This is a genomic window from Buttiauxella agrestis ATCC 33320 (assembly GCF_000735355.1).
Classification (GTDB): domain Bacteria; phylum Pseudomonadota; class Gammaproteobacteria; order Enterobacterales; family Enterobacteriaceae; genus Buttiauxella; species Buttiauxella agrestis.
The window spans coordinates 69,757-95,594 of record NZ_JMPI01000006.1 but is presented as its reverse complement, the minus strand read 5'-3'; the positions used below and the strand labels follow the sequence as shown (position 1 = coordinate 95,594).

The following is a 25,838-nucleotide window of genomic DNA, read 5'->3' as shown; positions in this document are numbered from 1 at the left end:
AAAACGGGATTTGTGATGATTTTTCTGCCATTGCACAGGGAATACCGTTTCAGGTTATGTGCCAGCGAAAAAGTTATCGAAGCGGACTCAGCCCATCTGGACCCCGTCTACACTGAGAAAAACAGTATGGCGCTGTAAACCAGGTAAGGTAAAAATTTTATGGAACTGTCCGTACCCCTTTTATTGGTGATTATCACCATTAGCTCGCTGGCGGCGCAGTGGCTGGCGTGGGCGATTAAGCTTCCGGCTATCCTCCCTTTACTGTTATTCGGGCTGATTCTCGGCCCGTTTACGCATGTGCTTAGCCCCGACCAACTTTTTGGCGAACTGCTGTTTCCTGTGGTTTCCCTCGCCGTGGCCATTATTTTGTTTGAAGGTGCGCTCACGCTGCGTTTTGATGAGATTCGCGGTTTAGGCGGCGTGGTGCGCAACCTGGTCAGCGTTGGGATGCTGGCGACTTTTGCCGTGATTAGCCTCGCCTGTTGGTGGCTGTTGGCCTTAGAACCGGCGCTGGCAGCACTGGTGGGTGCCGTGACGGTCGTGACCGGCCCAACGGTTATCGCTCCGCTGATGCGCGTGGTGCGCCCGAACGCCGCGATTAACCGGGTGCTGCGCTGGGAAGGGATTGTTATCGACCCGGTCGGCGCGATTTTTACGTTGCTGGTGTTCCAGTTCATCACGCTGCGCCAGGAAGCAGGTTCGCATCTGCAATTGCTGATGATCTTCGCTCAGACCGTGGTGGTGGGTTTAGCCTGCGGCGCGCTGTTTGGCTGGTTGCTTGGCACCGCGTTAAAACGCGTGTGGTTTCCAGCATATCTGCAAAATTTTGCCGTACTCGCAGTGGTGTTGCTGACGTTCGGCCTTTCAAACTCGCTGGCCGATGAGTCAGGGTTGTTGGCGGTGACAGTGCTGGGCATCTGGCTGGCGAACATGCGCGATGTGGATGTCAGCGATATCGTCGCGTTCAAAGAAGAGTTGTCGGCCATTCTTATCTCGGCTTTGTTTATTATTCTCGCTGCCCGCCTCGATATTCATGGCGTGCTGGCGATGGGCTGGCCGCTGGTCGTTTTGCTGCTGGTGATTCAATTTGTCGCCCGCCCGTTATGCATTGCGATTTCTACTCTTGGTTCGTCGTTAACCCTGCGCGAAAAGCTGCTGCTGAGCTGGATTTCTCCGCGCGGTATTGTCGCGGCGGCGGTGAGTTCGTTATTCGCCCTGACGCTGCAAAAAAGCGGTTACGAAGGCGCGGATAAACTGGTCAGCGTGGTGTTCGCCATCATTATTGGCACCGTGGTGCTACAAAGCCTGACCAGCGGCCCGCTGGCAAGGTGGCTCGGCGTGCAACAACGCAAACCAAAAGGGGTACTGATTATTGGCGCAAATACGGTGGCGCGAACGCTGGCTCACGCTCTGGTGAAACAAAACATTCCGGTAATCCTCACCGATAATAGTTGGGAATATTACCGCCTGGCCCGCATGGAAGGATTGCCCGCTTATTACGGAAATGCGTGGTCGGAGCATGCGGAAAACGTGCTCGATTTAAGCAACACAGCGCAAGTGCTCGCGCTCTCACCGAACCGTCACCAAAACGCGCTGGCGGTTTATCACTTCAGCCATATTTTCGGCAACGATAAGGTTTTTGCTATCCGTTCCGGTTCCGCGTTGAAAGGGCGAGGCAGTAACGAAAGCGCGCGTTTTCGTCGCCATGAGAAACTTTTTCCTGAGGATGTCACCTGGAGCAATTTAAGCAGCCAGCTTGCCAAAGGAGCGACCATTAAAGCGACCCGCCTGAATGAAAATTTTGGCTGGCTGGAATATCTGGAGAAAAATCGCGGCGTCGTGCCACTTTTTGCCCGTCTGGAAGAAGGAAAAACTATCGCGATAAACGGACAAACCACCCCAACGCTGCCCTGCACTTTGATTGCATTGGTGCAGACCGATAAATCCCCGGCTTCCAGACGTTGACATCTGGCGCGTAACATTTTATTTGTATACGGCTACTTGCTCACTTGTGAGTAAGCCAGAAGAGGCGCGTCGCCCAGGTATCGTGTTTGAGGAGCCAATCCGCAGACGACACAGGAGGGGGAGCGACGCCGAGGTAGTGCATGTATGGCAGCATGTATTATCGGCCACGGGGGCTGAATCCCTTGGGCTGTCACCAGGAGCACTCAGTGCTCCAAATTATTCCCCGAATTTATTGGCGTTGCAGCAAGGCGACAAGCTAATGAATCCCGATGAGCTTACTTGAGTAAGTGATTCGGGTGAGTTAGCGCAGACAACGCCGCTGCGGCGTCAAGAAATCGGGGAAACAAGGTGGGGCGCTTCTGGGTGTATCGTAGTTCAGAACTTCTATTCTACGTCTGCCCCGTATCCCGCTCTTCCCTTGTGCCAAGGTTGATTGACTTTTTTGCCATAGCGATGGCTCCCTGACACGAGGCTGTACCGTAATGTCCTACCCACAAACCGTTATTGCCAAATTTGGCGGCACAAGCGTTGCAGATTACGACGCGATGAACCGCAGCGCCGACGTGGTGCTGGCTGATGAAAACGTTCGCGTTGTCGTTCTTTCCGCATCGGCAGGTATCACCAATTTGCTGGTGGCGCTGGCAGGCGGACTGGAAGCTACAGAGCGTTTTGTTAAGCTCGATGCGATTCGCAAAATTCAATATGACATTGTCGAACGTTTAGCTAACCCGCAAATCATCCGCGAAGAAGTCGAGCGTCTGCTCGAGAACATCACCACTCTGGCTGAAGCGGCTTCGCTTGCAACTTCAACCGCATTGACGGATGAACTGGTTAGCCACGGCGAGCTGATGTCTACGCTGCTGTTTGTCGAGATCCTGCGCGAGCGCAAAGTTGACGCGCAATGGTTTGATATCCGTAAAATCATGCGCACTAACGACCGTTTTGGCCGCGCCGAGCCGGATGTCACCACCTTAGCGGACCTGGCGAGCCAGCAGCTCCTGCCACGTCTGGCGCAATCTCTGGTTATTACTCAAGGCTTTATCGGTAGCGAAGCGAAAGGCCGCACCACCACGCTTGGTCGTGGCGGCAGCGACTATACCGCGGCATTATTGGGCGAGGCGTTACATGCAAGCCGTGTCGATATCTGGACTGACGTGCCGGGCATTTACACCACCGATCCACGCATGGTGCCCGCGGCAAAACGCATCGACAAAATTGCGTTTGAAGAAGCGGCTGAAATGGCAACATTCGGTGCAAAAGTGCTGCACCCGGCCACGTTATTACCTGCGGTTCGTTGCGGTATTCCGGTGTTTGTGGGTTCCAGTAAAGACCCAAAAGCCGGTGGCACGCTGGTGTGTAATCAAACTGAAAACCCGCCGCTGTTCCGCGCGCTGGCCGTTCGCCGCAAGCAAACGCTGGTGACGCTTCACAGCATGAGCATGCTCCACTCCCACGGTTTCCTTGCGGAAGTGTTCAACATTCTGGCACAACACAATGTGTCTGTTGATTTGGTGACCACTTCTGAAGTCAGCGTCGCGTTGACGCTGGACACCACCGGCTCCACATCCACCTCAGACAGCCTGCTGACGACGTCTTTGCTGACCGAGCTTTCTTCATTGTGCCGCGTTGAAGTGGAAGAAAACCTCGCGCTGGTTGCTATCATCGGCAACCAATTGTCGAAAGCCTGCGGCGTGGGCAAAGAGGTGTTTGGCGTGCTTGAACCGTTCAATATCCGCATGATTTGCTACGGCGCATCCAGCTATAACCTGTGCTTCCTGGTGCCGGGCGATGACGCAGAAAAAGTGGTGCAGAAGTTGCACCACAATTTGTTCGAGTAATTAACGATAGTTATCGTCTAAGCGCCGCTCATCTTCCTCAAGCTGGCGGCGCTGTTCGTCTAACTGACGCTGCTGGTCATCGAGCTGGCGGCGTCGGTCTTCAAGCTGACGGCGGCGATCCTCATACTGCCGACGCCCATCTTCGCTACGCTGCCTGTCCTGCTCTTCCCAACGGCTATCATCCTGCTCATCGTCACGGTTATCGTTTGGCTTATAAGCGTCGTTTATTGCCTGCGAAATAGAACCGACAATCGAGTTGTCAAACAGGCCATCCAGCGCATCGGCGTGGGCAATTGAGGTCATGGTCAGGGTGCCGAGCAGCAGCACAGTGGAGTAGCGATTCATAAGCCTGTCTCATGAAATTGGTTCGCTAAACGATAAGAAAAAGGCCTGTGTGCCAGTAGCGGAGAAATCCCAATTTTTAACTAACATTCCCCTTACATATCACCTTACTGGTTAATGATTCGTCCCCCGCCGCCCCTAAGATCCTTCTCAAGCACTAACAGAAAAATCCTAAAACATGATCCTCGTCCGCTATTTAAAATAAACATTGAAACGCTATTTCAAGTTATATGATTGCGGTGTTTTAATGTTTCCAGTTGAAACTTACTCATACGGACATGGGGTACTAAAATGTCTTACGACTATATTGTAATAGCGGGTTATTTTTTGTTAATGGTGGCGATTAGCCTGCTATTTAAAAAAATGGCAAATAATAGCACCAGCGACTATTTCCGCGGTGGCGGCAAGATGCTGTGGTGGATGGTTGGGGCAACGGCATTTATGACGCAGTTCTCCGCCTGGACCTTCACGGGTGCCGCTGGTAAAGCCTTTACCGATGGCTTCGCCGTGCTGGCGGTGTTTATCGGCAACATGTTTGCTTATCTTCTGGCGTGGGCCTACTTCGCTCGCCGCTTCCGCCAAATGCGCGTAGACACCCCAACTGAAGCGGTTCGCCGCCGTTTTGGCCCGGTCAACGAGCAGTTCTTTACCTGGGTTATTATCCCGCTGAGCGTGATTAACGCAGGCGTGTGGTTAAACGGCCTTGGGGTATTTGCCTCCGCTGTATTTAACGCCGATATCATCACGACTATCTGGATTACCGGCCTCGCGGTGCTGGCGATTTCCATGTTGAGTGGCGCATGGGGCGTCGTGGCATCCGACTTTATTCAAACATTGGTTATCGCAGTCATTTCCGTCGCTTGCGCAGTGGTTGCCCTGTGGGCAGTGGGCGGCCCGGCAAACATCGTGACTGAATTCCCATCCGGCTTCTTTACTGGCCCGGATATGAATTACCCGTTACTGATGGTTGGCACCTTCCTGTTCTTCGTGGTGAAGCAACTGCAAAGTATCAACAACATGCAGGAGTCCTATCGCTTCCTGAATGCTAAAGATTCCAAAAACGCCAGCAAGGCCGCTTTAATGGCGCTGCTAATGATGCTGGTTGGCGCGGTGATTTGGTTCATTCCACCGTGGGCGACGGCGATTCTTTACCCGAATGCAGGCGCACAATATCCAGAACTTGGCGCGAAAGCACGTGATGCGGTTTACCTGGTGTTTGCCCGCGAAGCGATGCCGCTTGGCACCGTTGGACTGTTGATGGCTGGCCTGTTTGCCGCAACCATGTCTTCTATGGACTCAGCACTAAACCGTAACTCCGGCATCTTCGTACGTAGCTTCTACGCAACGATTGTGCGCAAAGGCAAAGCGACCGACAAAGAGCAACTGCGTGCGGGCCAAATTGCCTGCCTGGTGAACGGCCTGTTGGTTATCTTCATGGCGCAGTTCTTCAACTCGCTCAAGCACCTGAGTCTTTTTGACCTGATGATGCAAGTCGCGACCCTGCTGCAATCGCCGATTCTGGTGCCATTGTTCTTCGGTATGCTGATTCGCAGAACGCCTTCCTGGGCGCCATGGGCAACCGTAGTATTCGGCCTGGGCGTCTCCTGGATGGTGGTTGATGTGTTCACGCCGCAGTACGTCATGTCCTGGTTCGGGGTTGAAACACTGACTGGCCGTGAAGTGAGCGAGCTGAAAACCATCATTCCTATCGTTGCACACCTGGTGCTGACCGGCGGCTTCTTCTGCCTGAGCGCCCTGTTCTACAAACCGCAGGCCGACAGCAATGTCGCCGCAACAGATGCATTCTTTAAAGATGTCGAAACGGAGTGTGTTGAAGACGACGCGCAGGACATCGTTGACCGTATGCAACGTAACAAGCTGGGCGACCTGACTATCTACATGGCTGCGGGCTTGTCTGCGATGATGCTGATTCCAAACCCAATGTGGGGCCGCCTGCTGTTCCTGGGCTGCGCTGCGGTGGTGTTTGCTGTCGGATACGCGTTAAAACGCAGTGCGCGAATTGATGATGCCACTGTCATCCTCAAGCCCTCGACGCAAGCGCAACGTTAACCGCAACGTGAATAGACAACACGCTTAATCCCCCAAAGCCACCGAATCCGGTGGCTTTTTATTTATCTTCACATCTTGCTAACATTATTTGGTAACTCATTATTTCTCAGATAATAGCTATTATTAGAAATATAAAAGTATTGCTTACTATTTAATCTAATTTAGCTCGATTCGTTCCTGGCAATTCACGCTTAATAATGCATTAAACTCTCAGATAGAAACTATTCCGTGATGCGAAAATTAAAATAGAACAATAACTGCACGTGGCTTTATTATTAACTCTGGAAACAATTTAGTTCTTTTATCCCGCCATCTCCCTTTCTGCCAAAAACCTTATAGAAAGCATGTGAATATTTCGAAAAACTCACTCTCAATACATTCGTAAATATTATGTAATAAGCCCATCTAATACATTCATATTATGTAAACACGTTGTATCATTATCTTAATGCTACGACGCGCTACCAGAGTGATGCACCGCTATGTCGACACAAAGAAGAGACAACCCCGCCCGCCCCCGCCATCATCGTTTCGCTCTGGAGCCACGACAATTGTTTGATGGCGCAGCCGTCGCTGAAGCCGCAAGCCATACGGATAACCCGCTAGACGCGCAGCATCACAATAACGCGCCGGACGCCTCGAAAGCGGTGACTGTGCCGCAATCAACCGCCCCTGCTCCGGCGTCCATTACCGCGCCCACGCCTGCACCTGCTGACGCACCAGCCTCTGCCCCGCACGAGGTGTATGTTGTCGACAGCCACGTGCAGAACTGGCAGTCGCTGGTAGGCCAGTTGCCAGAGGGCAGCCGCGTGCTGGTGCTGGACTCAAAGCAGTCCGGGCTTGAGCAGATTAATGACGCCTTAAAAAACGATAAAAATATCAGCGCGATTCATATCATCAGCCACGGCGCGAGCGATGAAATCACCCTCGGTAGCGACAAACTTAACGATAAAACGATTGCGCAGTATCAGCAGCAGCTAGAAAAGCTGGGCGAAAAGCTCACCTCTGATGGCGATATTTTGCTGTATGGCTGCAATGTCACCGCACAAGATACCGTGCTCATTACGCGTATGGCGGATTACACCCATGCGGATGTGGCGGCGTCGAATGACGAAACCGGCAGCGCGGCAAAAGCCGCAGACTGGACGCTTGAGTCCAGCACTGGCGTCATTGAAACGCGCTCGTTATCCCTGGCTTATGACGGTGTTTTACAAGCGCCGGAAATCACCACTCGCGTGCCGGATATGGTGGTTTCTGAGCCAAGTGCACTGCGTCCGGGTGCTGAAACCGGGAGCTTCAGTGGCTTAACGCTTAACGTCAGCGATGAAAACGTCGCGATTAGCGTGAGCTTAACGAATGCTGCCGCAGGGGATTTGGTTAACGGTGCAACTTCCGGGAAAACCCTGGAGTTCGTCGGAAGCGTGGCGGATGCACAGGCCTGGCTTAACTCGCTGAAATTCACCGCCAGTGACACCGAACTGGGGCATCAGTCGGCCTCAACCGATGTGCAGTTTTATGTCCTTAGCCTTTCTGGTAACGACAGCCTGGTCACGCACATTTCGATTACGCCAGCCAACGATCCGGTTACGGTCGCCGACAGCACGCTCATCGTGCCGGAAAGAAATGGTTCGGGCACCGTGATTACTGAAGCCACGCTCGCAGCACTCGATCCTGAATTACAGATTGGCGCGCAAAGCGCATCGCAAATTGTCTACAGCCTGACGGCGATACCGCAATACGGTTATCTGACGCTCAACGGCACGCGCCTGGGCGTGGGGTCGGTGTTTACTCAGCAAGATGTGCGCAACGGTACGCTGAAATATGTCCACACCGCGACGGGTGACACACAAAACACCGCCGATGGTTTTTCCGCCAAAGTGAACGACGGCGCAACGCCCATCGGCCAATCCGACACGGTAAACGTCACCCTTGAGATAGCACCTGAAAACCAGCCGCCCACCATTAGCGGCGGGGGCATTGTGTATGAAGGTCAGCCGCAAAACGCAGCCAACACGGGGAATGTCGGGCAGTACATCGTGGCCGAAAGTGGTGGCGATACGCAGGACATCAATCTCACGCTAACCATTACTGCGTTGCCCGCTCACGGCACACTTTATTTTAAGGGCGTGCCGGTCACACAAGGCCAGCAGTTCAGCTATGCCGAACGCAATTTTTTGACCTATGAAAATGACGGCCAGGACAACGTAGGAACGGATTCATTCGGCGTGACCGTGACTGACGAAGGCGGTGGTACAGCTACGTCTGCCAGCGCCAGTAACACGATAATACTTGATATTCAGCCGGTAGATGACGACCCGTTCCTTGATACCGAATCCAGCCTGCACGCCGATGTGGTGCCAGGCCCGGCTGATGTGGTGCTTACGCCCGAAATGCTCACCAGCCTGGATACCGACTCCCCGGCCGAACGTGTCAGTTTTGTTGTGGATACCGCCGGGCTGACGCACGGTTATTTGACGCTCAACGGCTTGCTGTTAAAGACCGGCGACACCTTCACTATGGAAGATGTGATTGAAGGTAAAGTCGCGTATGCGCAGTATCTGAATGCGCAACCGGGCGGCATCGACGTGTTTAACTTCCGCGTCATTGACCACTCCACTGCGCTGCGCTGGAACCCGGACGGCACCACATTTACCCGCCAGGGCGGGATTTGGGACGGCGACGCGGCAACCGATCGGTTAACCCATTTCCAGTTCACGATTGGCCTGGTTCGCCTGGCAAACAACCCGACGCCGGATAACGTCCCACCGTGGAATATTCCCGACAGCACGAACAGCTCAGATTATATCGGCACCGATCCCGATAACCCAACGCAGCCGCCGCACGGCGCCATTAACGAAGGCGGCTCGCTGGCGCTGTCTGGCACCGGAAACATCTCCGACGCCACGCCGGGCATGAGTTATGTGGTGCAAGGGATTAGCCCGAATGAAATCGTGTATACCTATCTCGGGACCGATGCGGGCCAAAGCGGCCTGACCATCATGAAAAGTGATGGCAACGGCGGCATGGTCGCGGTTAACGCGTTTGGGTCTTTCACCCAGGCCGAACTGGATGCAGGCCTGGTGCGCATCGTTCATGACGGCGGCGAAAACTTCGAGTTTAATGCTCGTTTCTCCGTTTCCGCAGGGCAAGTCACGCTCGACGCCAATGGCAACCCGGTGGCAGTGACGTGGAACCCAGAGCTTAAAATTTTCGTCACTCCGGTTAACGATGCGCCCGTGATTACAGGCTCCTCCAACACGGTTCTGGCAGAAGGCGAAACGGTGTATATCACCACCTCGCAGCTGAATTTAAGCGACCCGGATGACGCCAACAGCGGCTCGCCGTGGGAAAACATCGCCAATATTAATGGCAGTAATAACTACGCACTCAATAACGAAGTTGTCGGAGCTAACGCCCTAAAAATTGTCTTCCAGTCGCTGCCAACCGGTGGCGTATTGCAGTATTTCAATGGCACCAGTTGGGTCACGATCACCAGCGCCGATATCGGTACGCTAAAACTCGATGCCAGCCTATTGAAAAACGATAACAGCAGCGGGCTGCGGTTTGTCAGTAATGGCTCTGAAGTCCGCAGCACCAGCTTTATTGTCGCGGCAGTGGATCGCTGGGGTACTGCGTCTGCGGCCAACGCGACGGTGGGGATTATCATCACCAACGTTAACGATGGCCCGATGATCCCGGCAACGCCTGACAGCCCGGATATCACCGTGCCGCCGGACTCGCCCAATAACATCGGCGGTCAGCCCGCTAACAACCCGGCTACGGTGGTGGAAGGCGGTTACGTCCAGCTCGACAATTCTCAGCTTCAGGCCTACGACCCGGACAGCTCGCCCGAGCAGGTGCAATATACGGTTTCCACCGTCCCGGCTCACGGACGCCTGGCGTACTCCACCGACGGCGTGAATTTTAGCTTCCTCGGCAATGGCTCCACCTTTACCCAGGCGGACATCAACAATGGCCGTATTTATTACCTGAACAACGGCGATGAAACTGCTGGTGCCGGGCTAAATGCCGACGGTTTTAACTTCACGCTTTCGGATGGCGATAAAGAGCAATCGGGGAATCACTTCACGATTAATGTCACGCCGACCAACGACAAACCCACCGTCACCGCGCCTTCCGGCCCGATTGATATCGGCGGCAGTTCGCACGCCATCAACGGTTTTACCGTGGCCGACCCGGATATCACAAGCGATACAAGCGCTACCAATATCCTCGAAACGACCGTGCGCTTACTGCACAGCAATGGCAGCACCTTTAGCCAGGCCGAATACAACAACATCGTGCTGACGGCGGCGGCAAACACCGGAGCGACCGTCACAGGCGGTATCAATGGCTATTTGGTGATCACCGGAACCGTCGCCCAGATTAACGCGGCGCTGGCGGGTTTGACCGTCACCTTCCCTGATGACCGCAACGCGCAATACCAGGTGCAGGTCATCACCGATGACCGCCTGCGTGACGACAACGGTAATTTAGATGGGGCGGCTAACGGCGGCCCGGTAAACCAGCCTGCGACTCCGGCATTCGGCACCCTGCCCGGCGCGGTTGATGGCACCACTTACAACTGGTATCTGGACGGCGTTCCCGCCAGTAACGGCAACATCTCCGCTAATCAGGTGGTGATTAACGCCTCCGAAACCAATGACCCCGGCAATCTGGTGGTCGGTAATACCGACAAAACCACCTTCGAAGATCAGCCGACGATTATCGGTGGCGATATCACTATCGCGGATGACGAGTCAGCGGCTTTCGGCAAAAACGTGACCGTGACGCTGACCGTCGCCCAGGGCCAACTGGGGATTGCAGGCGCAGATGACAACAGCGGTTTTATTATTGATGGCGTCACGATTACGGGCGATAACAGCGGGCAACTCGTGCTAACCGGCACCGCCAGCGCCATTCAGGCGTTGCTCAATGACCCGACCCGTGGCCTGACTTATCTCAGCGATAAAGATGCCAACCACGATCAAAACGCGGCGGCGGCAGGCGATGTGACGCTCAATATTCATCTGGATACCTCGGCGTCTAGCGTCGGGAACACCACCAGCGCAGTGCCGGCAGATGTGCAAGTCGCCATTACCATTACGCCGGTTAACGATGCGCCAACCGTGACCGCGCCAACAGACACGATTCTGCTTGATAACAACGCACCCGGTGGCAACAGCGTCGGCGGGTTTGTGATAAGCGACCCGGATATTTCGGATGCGGGCGGCATTGCGACAGGCGAACAAAATATCGTGCAAGTGACGGTGCGGATCACCGATCAAAACGGTAATCCGTTCGATGTTTTACAATATCGTGACCAGCAAAACTCGGCGGTGACTATCTCCTCGCTGAACACCACATCGGGCGTGACGGTGCAATCCACCAGCCCGGATGGCGTCAATCCGCCAGCAAATGGCGTCAATGCACCGCTGGTGATCACCGGTACTATCGACCAAATCAACGCTTATCTCGCGCAATTACAGGTAAGAATGAACGGCATCCAGGTTGATGATGCTGACCAGTATTTCCGCGTTGAAGTGATTGTTGATGACCGCATGCGCGATGCAAACGGCAGACTGACGACCGGTGCCAACGGTGGGAATAATGCCAATCCTACGGGCGATGGGACATCACCCGTTCCGACCACTGAAGTCAGCCCTTACGCTAAAGTCCCAACCGGGCTTGAGCTAAACGTCGCGACCACGTATCGCACCGTTTTCCAGAGCAGTATCAACGACCCGGCGCATATCGATCTGGGCGGCAGTCCGGTGCTCAACACCAATGAAAACAGTGCCACGGTCACGCTGCCACCGATCACCCTCAGTGATGTGGATGCGGGCAGCCAGACTATGACGGTGACGGTTAAGCTGCCGAACGGATTTACCTTTGTCGCGCCAACCGGCAGCGGCGGCACCGTCACCGGAGCAGGCACCGACACGCTGACCTTTACCGGCTCATACACGCAAATTAATACTTATCTCGCGGGGCTAAAAGTCTCGCTGCCTGACGTGCCTGGAAGTGCCACGGCGTCGGACTGGAACGGCAATTTTGGCGTGACGGTGGCGGTCAACGATGGCGGCAACTCCGGTTCGCGCCCGGTGACATTACCCAATATGACCGATCCTAATTCTGACCCAGGCCAGGTCGAATACGAAGATGGCCCTGGCGGCACCTCGTCGGCATTGATCACGACGCGCACCTTTACCTTCACGGTCAATCCGGTGAATGACGCGCCCGTGGTCGTCGGCACGCCGACGGTGACAATCCCGACGCTCGAAGAGGACACACCCGGAAGTTCAGTGAACGGTCAAAGCGTTAACAGCCTGTTTAGCGGCTTCTTCAACGACCAGCACGACACCGTGGATAACAGCACCAATGGCGGCGCGGGCGGCTCGCTGGCGGATAACTTCTACGGCGTGGCTATCACGCAATTAACCACCAACGCCGCTCAGGGCGAATGGCAGTATTCCCTCGATGGCGTGAACTGGCTTGCCGTGGGCAACCGCAGCGACAGTAACGCGTTAATCCTTACGGCCAGTTCGTCACTGCGTTTTGTGCCTGCCGCAAACTATTTTGGCAACCCGGCAACGCTGGGTGTCCGGCTGGTAGAAACCAACGTCAACGGCGATATATCTTCCACGCCGACGGTTCTTCCCAACGGCAGCGTCACCGATATCAACACCACGGGCGGGCATGGCGGCACCTCAATCTACAGTGAAACCGTCATCACCCTCAGCACCGTCGTCACCAACATTAACGACCGCCCAACGCTGGGTGATAAAACGCTGACTATCGCCGAAGACACCAACGGCACGCAGACGGTTGGGCAACTGTTCCAGTCGGTTTATGGTGATGCTACCGATAACCAGACCGCGATTGCAGGCGGCGGAAACGCCAGCGGCGCATTGGGTTACGTGGCGATTTACGCCAATGACACCGATGCCAGCAAAGGCCAATGGCAATATTTTGATGGCACCACCTGGCAGGCGATCCCGTCCGATCTGGGCGAGAACCGCGCCTTTGTGCTCGCCAGCAACACGCAGATGCGCTTTGTGCCAACCGCCGATTACAACGGTTCGGTCAGCGGCGGTCTGCATTTGCGCGCCTCCGACACCACCGACACCACCGCCAACGGGATCTTTGGCGGTCGGGTGAATTTCTTCGATTTTGCTCGCGATAACGACCCGACTTCGCACTGGTCAAATACCGCCACCCTGGGCGTGAATATTACGGCAGTGGCCGATGCGAACAACGACAGCTTCACCACTCACGCCAATGTGCCGCTGATTAAAAATGCCAGCGACCTGCTGGCTAACGACTCGTTTACCAACGCGGATAAAACCGTTACCACGGTGACGCAACCGACAAACGGCACGCTGACTTACGTCGGCGGCGTGCTGACGTATACGCCAAACCAGGGCTTTGTCGGCACCGATTCTTACACCTACACCGTCACCAGCGGCGGCGTAACGGAACAGGCAACGGTGACGATTAATGTCACCAACCAGGCGCCGATTGTTGCCAACGAAAACCAGACGCTCAACGAAGATACGTCGGCCTCGGGCAACGTCTTAACCAACGACCGCGATCCGGATGGCGCAGTCGATACCCTCACGGTGAAAACCTTCACCGTTGAAGGGCAAACTTACAGCGCGGGCACCACCGTGACGCTGGCAGGCAGCCACGGAACTCTGACCGTTAATGCCAATGGGACGTACAACTACACTCCTGGCGGCGACTGGCACGGCGATATTCTGGTCAGTTACGTCGTGACCGACGGCAACATGAACGGTGACAAAACCGCGACGTTAGGGCTGCACATTGCCGCCGTAGACGATGCGGTCGATAACATCGAAAAAGAGCATACCGGTACCGTCATTACCACCGATGTGCTGGCGAACGATAGATTTGTAAACCCGGATCGGGCCGTCACCGATTTCAGCCAGGGTACGCACGGCACCGTGACTCGCGGCCCCGGTAACACGCTGATTTACACCCCGACGCCGGGCTATGTCGGCCAGGATAAATATACCTATACCGTCACCAGCGGCGGCGTTACCGAAACCGCCACGGTGTTTATTCTACTGACCAACACACCGCCAACGCCAACCACTCAGGTGGCTTCAACGCCGGAAGATACGGCGCTGAATGGCGACGTGCTGCATACCATTGTTGACCCCGATAACGACCCGTTGCACGTGACCGATTTCCAGATTGCGGGAATCACAGGAACATTCCAGGCGGGCGATAGCGTCGTTATTGCCGATAAAGGCACCTTTATCCTGCGCGCCAATGGCACTTACACCTTTGTGCCGATTGCCGACTGGAACGGCAAAGTGCCAACCATCACGTTTAACGTGTCGGATAATACCTTCGACCCGCCGACCCAAAGCACGCTGGATATCACCGTCACGCAGGTTCAGGACTCGGTGAACGACTCGGTATCCACACATGCCGGGACACCTGTCACCATCGACGCGCTAAACAACGACCGTTTCAGTAATGCCGATGCCACCATCACCGGCACCGGCGTGCCTGCGCATGGTTCGGTGAGTATTGTGAATAACCAACTGGTTTATACGCCGGATGCGGGTTATGTCGGCGAAGATTCCTTCACCTACACCGTCACCAGCGGCGGCATCACCGAAATCGCGACGGTCACGGTCACGATGACCAACGTCGCGCCGACGGTGCCGAATGTGTATATCACCACCACGGAAGACCGCCCGATTCTCGACACCCTGCTTGGCGGTGCGACGGATGGCGACAACGATAATCTGAGCATTGTTAAATTCACGATTAACGGCACCGATTACGCAGCGGGACTCACCCCGGTTGATATCCCCGGCATGGGCCGAATCACCATCACCCAGCAAGGGCTGTATTTATTTACCCCGCTCGCTGACTGGAATGGCATCGTGCCGCCAATAAATTACACCGTGAGTGACGGCAACCAGGGCGGAGAAGTCAGCAGCACGCTGGTGATTACCGTGACGCCAGTGGTAGATATTCAGGCAGACCAGGCCAGCACGCACTCTGATGACGCCGTGATTATTAACGTGTTAGCCAATGACACCTTCACCAACGCCGACCGCCAGGTCTCGGTTTCCGGGATCAGTGCCCAGGGTGGCAGGCTGGAAGTGCTGTCGAATAACACGGTGCGTTATTCGCCACCTGCGGGCTACGCGGGGCGCGATAGCTTCACCTACACCGTCACCAGCGGCGGCATAACTGAAACCACAATTGTCTCGATTCTGGTCACGAACACTTCGCCACTGACCGGCGACATGCAGTTGACGATGAACGAAGATGGCACGCCGCTAAGTGGTGAGCTGAATGTGACAGACCCGGACAACGACGTCCTGCGTGTGACCTCGTTCGAAGTGGCTGGCATAGCGGGCAGTTTCCCGGTGCTAAATCTGGGCAGCCCAACCGTTGCAGTGATCCCAGGCGTTGGGACGTTTACGCTAAGTTACGACAGGCAATACACCTTCACGCCGGTCGCCGACTGGAATGGCATCGTGCCGCAAATTAGCTACACCGTGACGGATGACAACGGCGGCGCGCTGGTGGTCGGTAAAATCGACATTGCGGTAAATCCGGTGACGGACATCGCCGATGACAACGTGACGATACACGCCGGAACCAGCACGACGACTAACGTGTTTGCAAACGACACGTTCGAAAACTCAGGCAGGGAAGTCACCAGCGTGGGCACCGCCCAACATGGCACCGTCACTTTTAGCGCTGACGGCAATATTGTCTATACGCCAGCGCCTGCATTTGTCGGCAACGACAGTTACACCTACTCCGTCACCAGCGGCGGCATTACCGAAACCGCCACGGTGTACATCACCGTCATCAACTCCCCTCCGGTGGCGCAGCCTGATGTCAACGCGGGTGACGAAGACACGACCATCACCGGGAACGTTTTAACCAACGATACCGACGCCGATAACAGCACCACCGTTCAGGACACGCTGACCGTCACAGGCTTCACCCTGGCTGGCGATTCGCTTTCTCGCGTGGTCGGCAGCCCGGTATTTATCTCCGGGCAAGGCCAATTCACCCTCAACGCGGATGGCACCTACACGTTCGTCCCGGTCAAAGACTGGAACGGCACGCTGCCGGTGATTACCTACCAGATTAGCGACGGGCGAAACGGCGGCACCAGCAGCAGCACCCTGACGCTGACAGTCACGCAAGTGCAGGACATCGCCCGCGACAGCGCCACCACACACGCCGGAACGCCTGTCGAAATTGACGTCCTGGCCAACGACACCTTTGAAAATAGCGACCATCAGATAACCGCCACCACCAACGGCCTGCACGGCACCACAACGATTGTGAACGGGAAAGTGGTTTACACCCCGGTCGCGGGTTTTGTGGGAAATGATATCTTTGGCTACACCGTAACCAGCGGCGGCGTGCGTGAAGTGACCTTTGTCACCGTCAACATTACCAACACCCCGTCCCAGGCGGTTGATGACAGTAACTCCACGCCAGAAGATAGCGTGGCGAGCGGTAATGTGCTGACCAACGATACCGATGCTGATAACGACAAACTGACCCTCACCGGCTTTACCGTGGATGGCACGACGATTTATGCGGCGGGCGGCGCGCTCAACATCCCCAATATGGGCGTGTTAGTCATGCAGGAGGACGGTAACTGGACGTTCACCCCGGTCGCCGACTGGAATGGCACTTTGCCGGAAGTGACGTATTTCGTCAGCGATGGCAATAATGGCGGCGAATCCGAAGCCAAACTGCGGGTCATCATCACGTCGGTAAAAGATGCTTTTGACGATAACGTCACGGTACACGGCAACACTTCCGTGACCACCGATGTCTTCGCCAACGACACTTTCGCCAACGGCGATAAAATTATTCAGAGCGTGACCCAGGGCAGCCACGGCACGGTGAGCATCGTCAACGGCAAAATCACCTACACGCCGAACGTGGGGTATGTCGGCCCCGACACCTATACCTACACCGTACTGAGCGGCGGAATTATCGAAAGGGCGACGGTTAACGTGACGGTGGAAAACACTCTCCCCGTGACGCGCCCGGATCTCAACATTACGCCGGAAGATAATGTCGTCAGCGGCAACGTGCTGAATAACGACACCGATCCCGACGGCGACCCGCTCACCGTCACGCAATTTAGCGTCGGCGGGCAAACTGCGCCTGCAGGATATCCGGTGATTATCGCGGGCGTGGGGGCATTCACCTTACGCAGCGACGGTAGTTACACGCTAACCCCTATTGCCGACTGGAACGGCGTGGTGCCCACCGTCACTTACACCGTTAACGACGCGCTGATTGGCGGCAATTCCATCGGCACACTGAATATTATTATTTCGCCGGTGGCTGATATTAATGCTGACGACGCCACCCTCCACGCCGGGAACCCGGTGACGACGGATGTCCTCGCCAACGATAACTTCGAGAACCCGAACGCCATCATCACCGCCGTGACTAACGGCGCAAACGGCACCGCCGTCTTGCAGCCAGACGGGCAGATAACCTATACGCCGCGCGCGGGCTTTGTCGGCACCGATACCTACACCTACACCGTGACCAGCGGCGGCGTCACTGAAACCACCACCGTCACCGTTCATGTGATTAACAGCGCGCCCGTCGTCAGCCCGGAAGGGGTCATTACCCCGCAAGGGGACGCGGTTTCCGGCAACCTGTTAACCAACGATTCGGACCCGGACGGCGACCCGATTCATCTGTCCAGCTTCCAGGTTGGTGGCCAACGTTACGCCGCGGGCGAAACCGCTGTGCTGGCGGGCGTTGGCAGCCTGACGGTGCTGCGCGACGGCAGTTACACCTTTACGCCTGTGAGCAGTAAATTCGGCTTCGTTCCGCCCGTGACCTACACCGTGAGCGATGGCAATGAAGGGGGCGAAACCAACGGCACATTGCGCATTCTGGTCGCGCCATCGGCGGAAATTCAGGTCAGAGAATCTGGCCTGACGCCGCTTGACCCTGGCGCTCAGGAAGTCAGCGGCACGCTGGATGTGCTGTCGCTGGATAAACTGCGCACCCTCACCTTCCAGGGGCGGGTGATCACCGCCGAGCAGCTTTTGCAGCTCAATCCGCTGTCGCCAATCACTATCGAAACCGTGACCGGCACCATCACGCTGCTGGCGTATTACAGCCCGGCCGACGGCGAAGGCCGCATTGATTACCGCTTCACCCTGCGCGGAGCGGTGTCGCAGCCTGGGTTTGTCAGCACGTACAACGATTACGCCGTGCAGGTGAACGGAGCCACCATCGGTCAGTTACGCATTACGGTGTTTAACGATTCGCCAACCGCCACCGATGACAACGCCGACATCTTGCAGGACCAGGGTCAGGAATCTGCCAGCGGCAACCTGTTTAACGATGACCGCATCGGGGCAGATGGGGCGGCAAACAACGGGCCAGTCACCGGGGTGAGTTCCGAAAATACCGGCAGCGCGGGCATCATTGGCGGCAATACGTCCGGGCAATACGGCACGCTGACACTCGACAGCCAGGGCAACTGGCGTTACCAGGTGAACAGCAGCGATCCGCGTGTGGCAGCCCTTGAAGCCAACGCGTCGTTGAGCGAAGTGTTCGTTTACACCATCACCGACAGCGATGGGAACACAAGCGAAGCGCGTCTGACCATTTTGATTCATGGCATCACCGCCATGCCAAACACCGACAACCGGGACGGCGACCAGATTTTCGGTCGCGAAGAAGAGGAACAGCTGTCGCCTTATAGCCAAAGCTACGAGCCGGGCTTGTTTATTCTGCCGTTGGTCTATGATTTACAAAGCGATTCAGTGGGTCTGCAAACTCGCCTTAACAGTCGGTTTGCCGCCTACGGTTATGGCATCGAACATGCCAATGCGCCAGTCATGCAACAAGCGGTGCTGTTCTCTCGCTGGTACAGCGACACACGCGAACAACGCACGTTGCCAGGCCTTGAAAGCAACGGACTGGGGCAAAACTCGCTGGGGAACTCATTTGGCCCATTCGCCGTAGGGCAGCCTGAAAAAGCCGTTGAAGCACCCGTTGAACAAACCGTTGAACAAACAGTTGAACAACCTCCGGTTATCGCACTGGGGGCACAACCACTCACGGCGCAGCTCGCGGCTTTAGAGAAACACACTTTGGCATCTGGAAAACACATTGCGGTCCCGACAATGACTCGCCGGTAAAGGCTTTAAGATGGAAATAACAACGATGAACGCATACGTGATAACTGAACAAAAAAAACGTGGCGTGCCGTTAGTCAAACCTGTTGCCGGGTTGATTGCGGTGCTGATTTTGGCAGGCTGTGGCACCATTAAACCGGAACCGCTTTCTCAGGATGAAATAACCGCGCGAGTGAATCGTGACCGGGCGGAAATGTACCGCGGGCAGGAAGCACTCAGCGGCCCGATGACGTTGTCCGACGCCATGGCGCGCGCGTTGAAATACAACCTCGACTACCGCCTGAAAATGATGGAAACCGCGCTGTCGCGCAGTTTGCTGGATGTTTCGCAACAAGACATGCTGCCAAAACTGATGGCAGATGCGGGCTATCGCTGGCGTAATAACGACTCCGGCGGCACCAGCGTCGGCATTGATGACGGGCTGGTCAGCTTGCGTCCGTCCACATCTGAAGAGCGCGAACATTATCTTTCCAGCGCCACCTTCTCCTGGGATCTGCTCGATTTCGGGATGAGCTACTTCCGAGCCAAACAGCAGGCCGATGAAGTCAACATTGCCGAAGAACGCCGCCGTAAAGTGCTGCAAAACATCGTCCAGGAAGTGCGTGATGCCTACTGGCGTGCGCTGGGTGCGCAGCGTTTACTCGACGAAACTCAACCGTTGGCCGAGCAAATTGCCCAGGCGCTGGATAAAACGCGTGAAGCCGAACAGGCCGGGATCCTGCCGCCAATCGAAGGGCTGGAATATCAACGCGCCCTGCTTGATGCCATGACCTTGCTGAACCAGAAGCGCCAGCAAATGGAACTGGCGAAAAGCGAGCTGACCGCACTTATCAACTTGCCGCCAGGTACGCCGCTGGTGTTGCAAGACACGCCAACGCCGCTGGCTCCGGCCCCGACAAATATTGATAAGCTTGAGCAAATGGCGCTCGAACGCCGCCCTGAGCTGCGCGAAGAAGATTACAAAACGCGTATCGACAGTTACGAAACCAAGCGCCAGATTGCCTCGTTATTCCCGAGCCTGAACTTGTTCGCCGGGCTGAATTACGACTCCAACGATTATCTCTACAACAATGACTGGATTGAAGGCGGCGTGGGTGTCTCGATGAACCTGTTTAAACTGCTGAGTATTCCGGCCATCAGTAACGCCAGCGATGCCCGCGCACAAACCGACGACGCTCGCCGCATGGCGCTGAGTATGGCGGTTCTGACCCAGGTGCGGGTAGCCACCGAGCGCTACAAACTTGCCTCGTATGACTTCCAGATTGCCGAGCAATCCGCACAGGTCGATCAACGCCTGGCGAGTATTTCCCGCGCCGGATCTGACAACTCGCTGACCAGTGACCTCGAAACATTGCGTACTCAGGCGCGTTCGATTGTGTCGCGCTTCCAGGAAGCCTCATCGTATGCCGAAGCCCAGGCCGCTTACGGGCGCGTGCTGAACTCCGTGGGGATTGATTTGCTGCCGGATCAGGTCACAAAAACCGACGTTGCCAGCTTATCGCGACAAATCGCCACCAGTTTGCGCCAGCAAGAAAGCAGCGTATTTGCTCATACCGCGGGCATCAGCGTGGAAAAACACCCGATTGCGATTCAGATTACGCGCGTGCCGTCCGGCGTGTCGCGTGGTGCTGTCGAACAGTCGGTTGGCCGTGTGATTGAAGCCAATCACCTGTCGCTGGAACCGTCGCCAAATAGCCTAAATCTGCAAATGAGCTTTAGCACCGGAGCCAGCAGCGGCACGCGTAAAGGCGTGTGGACGATGCGCGTGAAGGATGCGAGCGGAGCCGAAGTGCTGACGCGCCAGTACACCAGCTATCTGCCAAACGAAACCAGTACGCGTTCCATTACCGCCCTGGCAGAAGCCGCGACGTTATCCATTACCAGTGATTTGCAGAGGCTCGCAGGAGCGCCCCCTGTTCTGACCGCGACGCCATGAGGCTTTTATGAATACAAAAACAATGGTGGATGACGCTACGCTTATCCACCCTACAAAACATGCGAATCATTTTCGTCCGGTGAATGCATCCTTGAATGGTCTTCGTAGGTCGGATAAGCGCAGCACCATCCGACAAAAATTTATCGCCGGGTTAATCTGCGCCCTTTCCTGCCTGTCTGTTCCTGCGTTTGCCCAGGACGGCAACACCCAGGTGCGCTTCCTGGTGCTCGCCAACCGCGAAAGCCCGCTTTCCAGCGTGGTTCCCGGACGCATGGCGAAAATCAACGTGCAGCTCGGCGATTCCGTCACGCAAAACAAAGTGCTGGCGACCATGGACTGTAGCGATTTGGTGGCGCGTAAAAATGCCGCCGAAGCGGAATATCACGCCGCGCAATTGCGTTACGAAGCCAAAGCAAAACTACAAGGTTTGCAGTCTGCCGCCGCACTGGAAGTGGGTTTAGCCGCCTCCGAAGTGAACCGTACCAAAGGCCAGATGGGGATTTTTGACGCCCAACTGGCGCAGTGCAAATTCATCGCGCCGTTTAACGGACGGGTGGCGAAAATCTACGTCAAAGAAGGCCAGGGCATTGGTGCGGGAGCGCCGGTGATTGATCTCGTCGGCAGCGGCACATTGCGCGCGCGTTTAAACGTGCCGTCAAATTGGGTGGCGTGGCTGAAAATTGGCTCGCAGCTGAATGCCTCGGTCGGTGAAACGGGCAAACAATATCCGCTCACCGTGACCAATATCAGCGGCAAAGTGGACGCCGTCAGCCAGACCATCGAAATCGAAACCCGCTTCCCGGAAAAAACGGATGACGTGCTGCCAGGAATGAGTGGGCAAGCCGTGGCGATTTGCCCGCCGGATGAAAACCGTTGCCTGAAAAGCGGAGCTGCAAATTCGTGACTTCCCCAACAGCCTTCTACCAGCTTGCAGCAAGGGTAGAAGCGATAAGCCACTGCGCAGAGTTAGGCTTCGCGATATGTAATGAAACACGCCAACTGGTGGAATATCGCCAGGCGGCGCTGCTGTCCCTCAGTGCATCAAACCGCGCAAAACTGGTCGCCCATTCCGGGTTAAGTGATACCGACAACAACACACCGTACGCCTTGTGGCTGGCGGATGTGGCCAAAGAAATCGCCCCCCATTGCCGGGCGCTGCCGCCCGAAGCCCGCGTGCTGGCGCTGGCTCCTGCACAACTCAGTGAACCTCTCGCCCGCCAGTGGAGCGAATGGCTGCCGCCGCACGTTTGGGTGCTGCCGTTAACCGGTGCCGACGGCGAAATTCACGCGCTGTGGTTTTTAGGGCGCGATGACGCCTGGCCGACCTCGCTTGCCCCGGATTCACCGGAATTTGCGCTGCTGCAACTGAGCGGTTTATACGGTTACGCCTGGTGGGCATTGACCGCAAAGCCCTCGCGCTTCCGGCAATTCTGGCAGCGTAATACCGGGCGGCGTCTGGCTTATATCCTGCTGGCGATTGTGCTGGTGATGTGTATTCCGGTGCGGGAATACACGCTGGTTCCCGCTGAAATTATCTCGCTACAAAGTGAAGTGATTGCCGCCCCGGATTCCGGCGTGATTCAACGCATGGTGGTTTTGCCTAATAGTGATGTGAAGAAAGGCCAGGTGCTGGCGACGCTTGACGACACCACGCTACACAACCGTCTCGCCGTAGCGCAGGCGGAACTGGAAACCGCAGAAACCACGCTGCATCAGGCTTCGCAACAAGCCATTGAAGATCAGCAGGCGAAATCAGAGCTGGCGATGGCAGAAGGCAAATATCGCGAGAAAAAAGTCGAAGTCGAGTCGATAAAACGCGATCTGGCAAAACTGACGATTCGCGCCCCCGGCAACGGCGTGTTTGTCTATTCCGACCCGGATGACTGGGCTGGCCGCCCGGTACAGACCGGCGAGCGCATTGGTTTACTCGCCGATCCGAACAATTTAGGCGTTCGCGCCTGGGCACCCGTGAGCGAGTCCACCAACCTTGATCACGGTGCGCCGATGAAAGTGTTTTTGAAAGTCGCGCCGCTGGACTCGTTTACCGCGAAACTGGATTACGCGGGCTATCAAACCGTCGAAGCGCCGAACGGCATCGCCAGTTATCTGCTGCGCGGCACGCTTGATGGTAAACCGGCGGTGGCGCGTATCGGCTTGCAGGGTACGGCTCGCGTGACAGGTGACTGGGCGCTGCTCGGTTACTTGCTGCTGCGCCGCCCCATCGCCACATTGCGTGCCGGGAGCGGCTGGTGATCAACGCCGCTGCCACCGCTCCACCGTGGCCTGCGCTGCGCGATGAACTGCGCCTCAACAGCGCGGGCAGCAACCGCGACGGCTCCCCGGCGTGGCATTTATCGGACCCGGTGCGAAACCTGTTTTTCCGTCTCGGCTGGCTGGAAATTGAAATCCTCAAGCGCTGGCAATTAGCCGATGCCGGGAAGATCGCGCAGGCAATTAATCAGCAAACCACGCTGAATGTCGAAGAAGAAGATATCAAAGCCTTTGTGCTGTTTTTGCAGCAACAGCAACTGCTGCGCACCGCCCGTTTTCGCCCGGCATCGTCGGCGTGGAAATGGCTGCTGCACAGCTATTTGTTTATCCGCATTCCGCTGGTTCACCCGGAAAAAGCCCTGCGCAAAGCGCTGCCGTGGGTGCAACCGCTGTTCAGCAAAACCTTTCTTTGGCTGACGCTGTTTGTGGCAATCACCGGTATTGTGCTGGCGGCTCGCCAGTGGGATACCGTCGTCGCCACGCTGCATAATTCGGTGAACTGGCACGGTGCCGTAGCGTTTGCCATCGCGCTGGTATTTTCTAAATGCTGGCACGAAATGGGCCACGCGCTGACCGCTACAAAGCATGGCGTGCGGGTCGGGCATATGGGCGTCGCGCTGTTGGTAATGTTGCCGATGGCCTACACCGACACCGGCGAAAGCTGGAAACTGATTCGTTCGCGCGACCGGCTAAAAATCGCCGCCGCCGGGATTGTTTCTGAGCTGGTGCTGGCGGCGTGGGCGACGTTGCTGTGGTCATTCGCCCCCGAAGGCAGCGTAAAGAACGCACTGTTTTTCCTCGCCACCACCGCCTGGATTATGACGGTGGTAGTCAACGCCAGCCCGTTTATGCGCTTCGATGGCTACTACATTCTGAGCGATATTCTCGACTTTCCAGGCCTTCACGAACGCGCCGGAAACTGGGCGAAGCGGGCGATGCGCTGGCATTTGTTTGGCATCAACGACCCGAAGCCCGATAACGTCACTCCGGCCTTCGCCCGCTTTCTGACGGTATTTGCTTTCGCAACCTGGATTTACCGCCTGCTACTGTTTATCGGCATCGCGGTTTTGGTCTATCACGCGTTCTTTAAGGCGCTGGGCGTGGTGCTGTTTTTAATAGAGATTGTGACTTTTGTGGTGCAGCCGATGATCAGAGAAATCAAAACTATTTGGGCGCGTCGGCAGGAAAGCCAGCCGTTTTATCGCCGCAGATTACTGTTGATTACCGCCATCGTGTTGCTGGCCATTTTTGTGCCGTGGTCGAATAAAGTGAGCCTGCCGGGCGTGATAGAAGCCGGTTTTGTGCAGCCGATTTATACGCCTTACAGCGCAAAACTTGAGAAGGTTTTTGTCACCGACGGGCAAGAAGTGAAAGCCGGGCAACCGCTGTTTGAGTTGATCGCCCCGCTGCCGGAAACGTCACAGCGCAAGGCCGAAGAGATGCGTCGTGCCTGGGAATTCAGCGCGCGGGGTGCGTTGGGTCTGGATAAAGACGGCCCGGCAAAACAGGTGCTGGCAGACCAAATGGCACGCCAGTATTCGCTTCAGCAAAGTGCGGGCAACAGCGAATTGCTGCGTCTGCGGCTGGTGGCGGCGTCTGCGGGAAGGATTGAAGACCGTGATTTGTCGTTGCAGCCTGGAAGCTGGGTTTCGCCAACGTCACACATCGCGACCCTGGTGAATGCCGACCGTTGGCGAGTGAAAGCGCTGGTGGGCGAGGAAGATCTGGCGCGATTACGTGTGGGTTCACCCGCCAAAATTTATCAGAACGGTGAATGGCATCCGCTTATCGGGCGTGTGGTTTCTATCGATCATAACGTAGTGACGCGCCTGCCCTCGCTGCTGCTGGCTAAAGATCATGGCGGCCCGGTGCAGCTGAACCCGACGGCTCAGGCAAAAGATCTGCGCCCGCAAGGCGTGTGGTATCGCGTGTCGATTGAAGGTGACGGGAAAACCGCGCAGCTTAACCGGGAAAATCTCGCCGCAATTTCGGTTGAGAGCCAACGCCAGAGTCTTGCGCATCGCTGGTTTAATAGCGTGTCATTGATGTTAATTCAGCAGACGGGTATGGGGAAAGACGGGTAAAGTCAGCCCCTCTTTGCAGAGGGGCTAAGTCCTTGCTACAGGATGATCAGTGAGGTGCATATCAATACATGTGGCAGCTAAGTTGTGTCCTGGACCCACCCACTTCCTCCTGCGATACTGGAAGGGGTCGTTC

9 protein-coding genes and 1 riboswitch are annotated in these 25,838 nt (G+C 56.0%); of the genes, 8 read left to right on the top strand and 1 reads right to left on the bottom strand.

All coding sequences use genetic code 11. The features are described 5' to 3' along the window. The first annotated feature begins 159 nt into the window (after positions 1-159). Together GBAG_RS01020 and lysC are read left to right on the top strand one after the other, a co-directional pair. On the top strand, positions 160-1,965 hold the full coding sequence (locus GBAG_RS01020) for a cation:proton antiporter (RefSeq protein ID WP_034492537.1): 1,806 nt from the start codon (positions 160-162) through the stop codon (positions 1,963-1,965). 51 nt (positions 1,966-2,016) lie between these two features. Next, positions 2,017-2,177, top strand: a riboswitch (Lysine riboswitch). A gap of 270 nt (positions 2,178-2,447) precedes the next feature. Then, positions 2,448-3,803 (top strand): lysine-sensitive aspartokinase 3, encoded by a 1,356-nt coding sequence (lysC, locus tag GBAG_RS01015; RefSeq protein ID WP_034492535.1) that lies wholly within the window; start codon positions 2,448-2,450, stop codon positions 3,801-3,803. Here the strand turns inward: lysC and yjdP are convergent, their stop codons facing one another. Continuing rightward, complete coding sequence (gene yjdP / locus GBAG_RS01010) at positions 3,804-4,148, bottom strand: DDRRRQL repeat protein YjdP (RefSeq protein ID WP_034492533.1); 345 nt, start codon at positions 4,146-4,148, stop codon at positions 3,804-3,806. A gap of 288 nt (positions 4,149-4,436) precedes the next feature. Between yjdP and GBAG_RS01005 the strand changes: the two genes are divergently transcribed. The 6 genes from GBAG_RS01005 to GBAG_RS00980 all read left to right on the top strand — a co-directional run bounded on the left by GBAG_RS01005 (position 4,437) and on the right by GBAG_RS00980 (position 25,705). Next, positions 4,437-6,215, top strand: a complete 1,779-nt coding sequence (locus GBAG_RS01005) for a sodium:solute symporter family protein (RefSeq protein WP_034492531.1) — start codon at positions 4,437-4,439, stop codon at positions 6,213-6,215. Between the two features lie 482 nt (positions 6,216-6,697). Next, positions 6,698-19,417: an Ig-like domain-containing protein gene (locus GBAG_RS01000; protein ID WP_034492529.1), complete on the top strand. Its 12,720-nt coding sequence runs from the start codon at positions 6,698-6,700 to the stop codon at positions 19,415-19,417. Positions 19,418-19,427: 10 nt separating this feature from the next. Beyond that, positions 19,428-21,350 (top strand): TolC family protein, encoded by a 1,923-nt coding sequence (locus tag GBAG_RS00995; RefSeq protein ID WP_034492527.1) that lies wholly within the window; start codon positions 19,428-19,430, stop codon positions 21,348-21,350. Positions 21,351-21,357: 7 nt separating this feature from the next. Continuing rightward, positions 21,358-22,254, top strand: coding sequence for an efflux RND transporter periplasmic adaptor subunit (locus tag GBAG_RS00990; RefSeq protein ID WP_051873608.1), 897 nt, complete (start codon positions 21,358-21,360; stop codon positions 22,252-22,254). Further along, on the top strand, positions 22,251-23,603 hold the full coding sequence (locus GBAG_RS00985; protein ID WP_034492525.1) for an efflux RND transporter periplasmic adaptor subunit: 1,353 nt from the start codon (positions 22,251-22,253) through the stop codon (positions 23,601-23,603). The genes GBAG_RS00990 and GBAG_RS00985 overlap by 4 nt, the downstream gene beginning before the upstream one ends. Further along, positions 23,600-25,705 (top strand): site-2 protease family protein, encoded by a 2,106-nt coding sequence (locus tag GBAG_RS00980; RefSeq protein ID WP_246864841.1) that lies wholly within the window; start codon positions 23,600-23,602, stop codon positions 25,703-25,705. Before GBAG_RS00985 ends, GBAG_RS00980 begins: the two co-directional genes overlap by 4 nt. Positions 25,706-25,838: the final 133 nt, after the last annotated feature.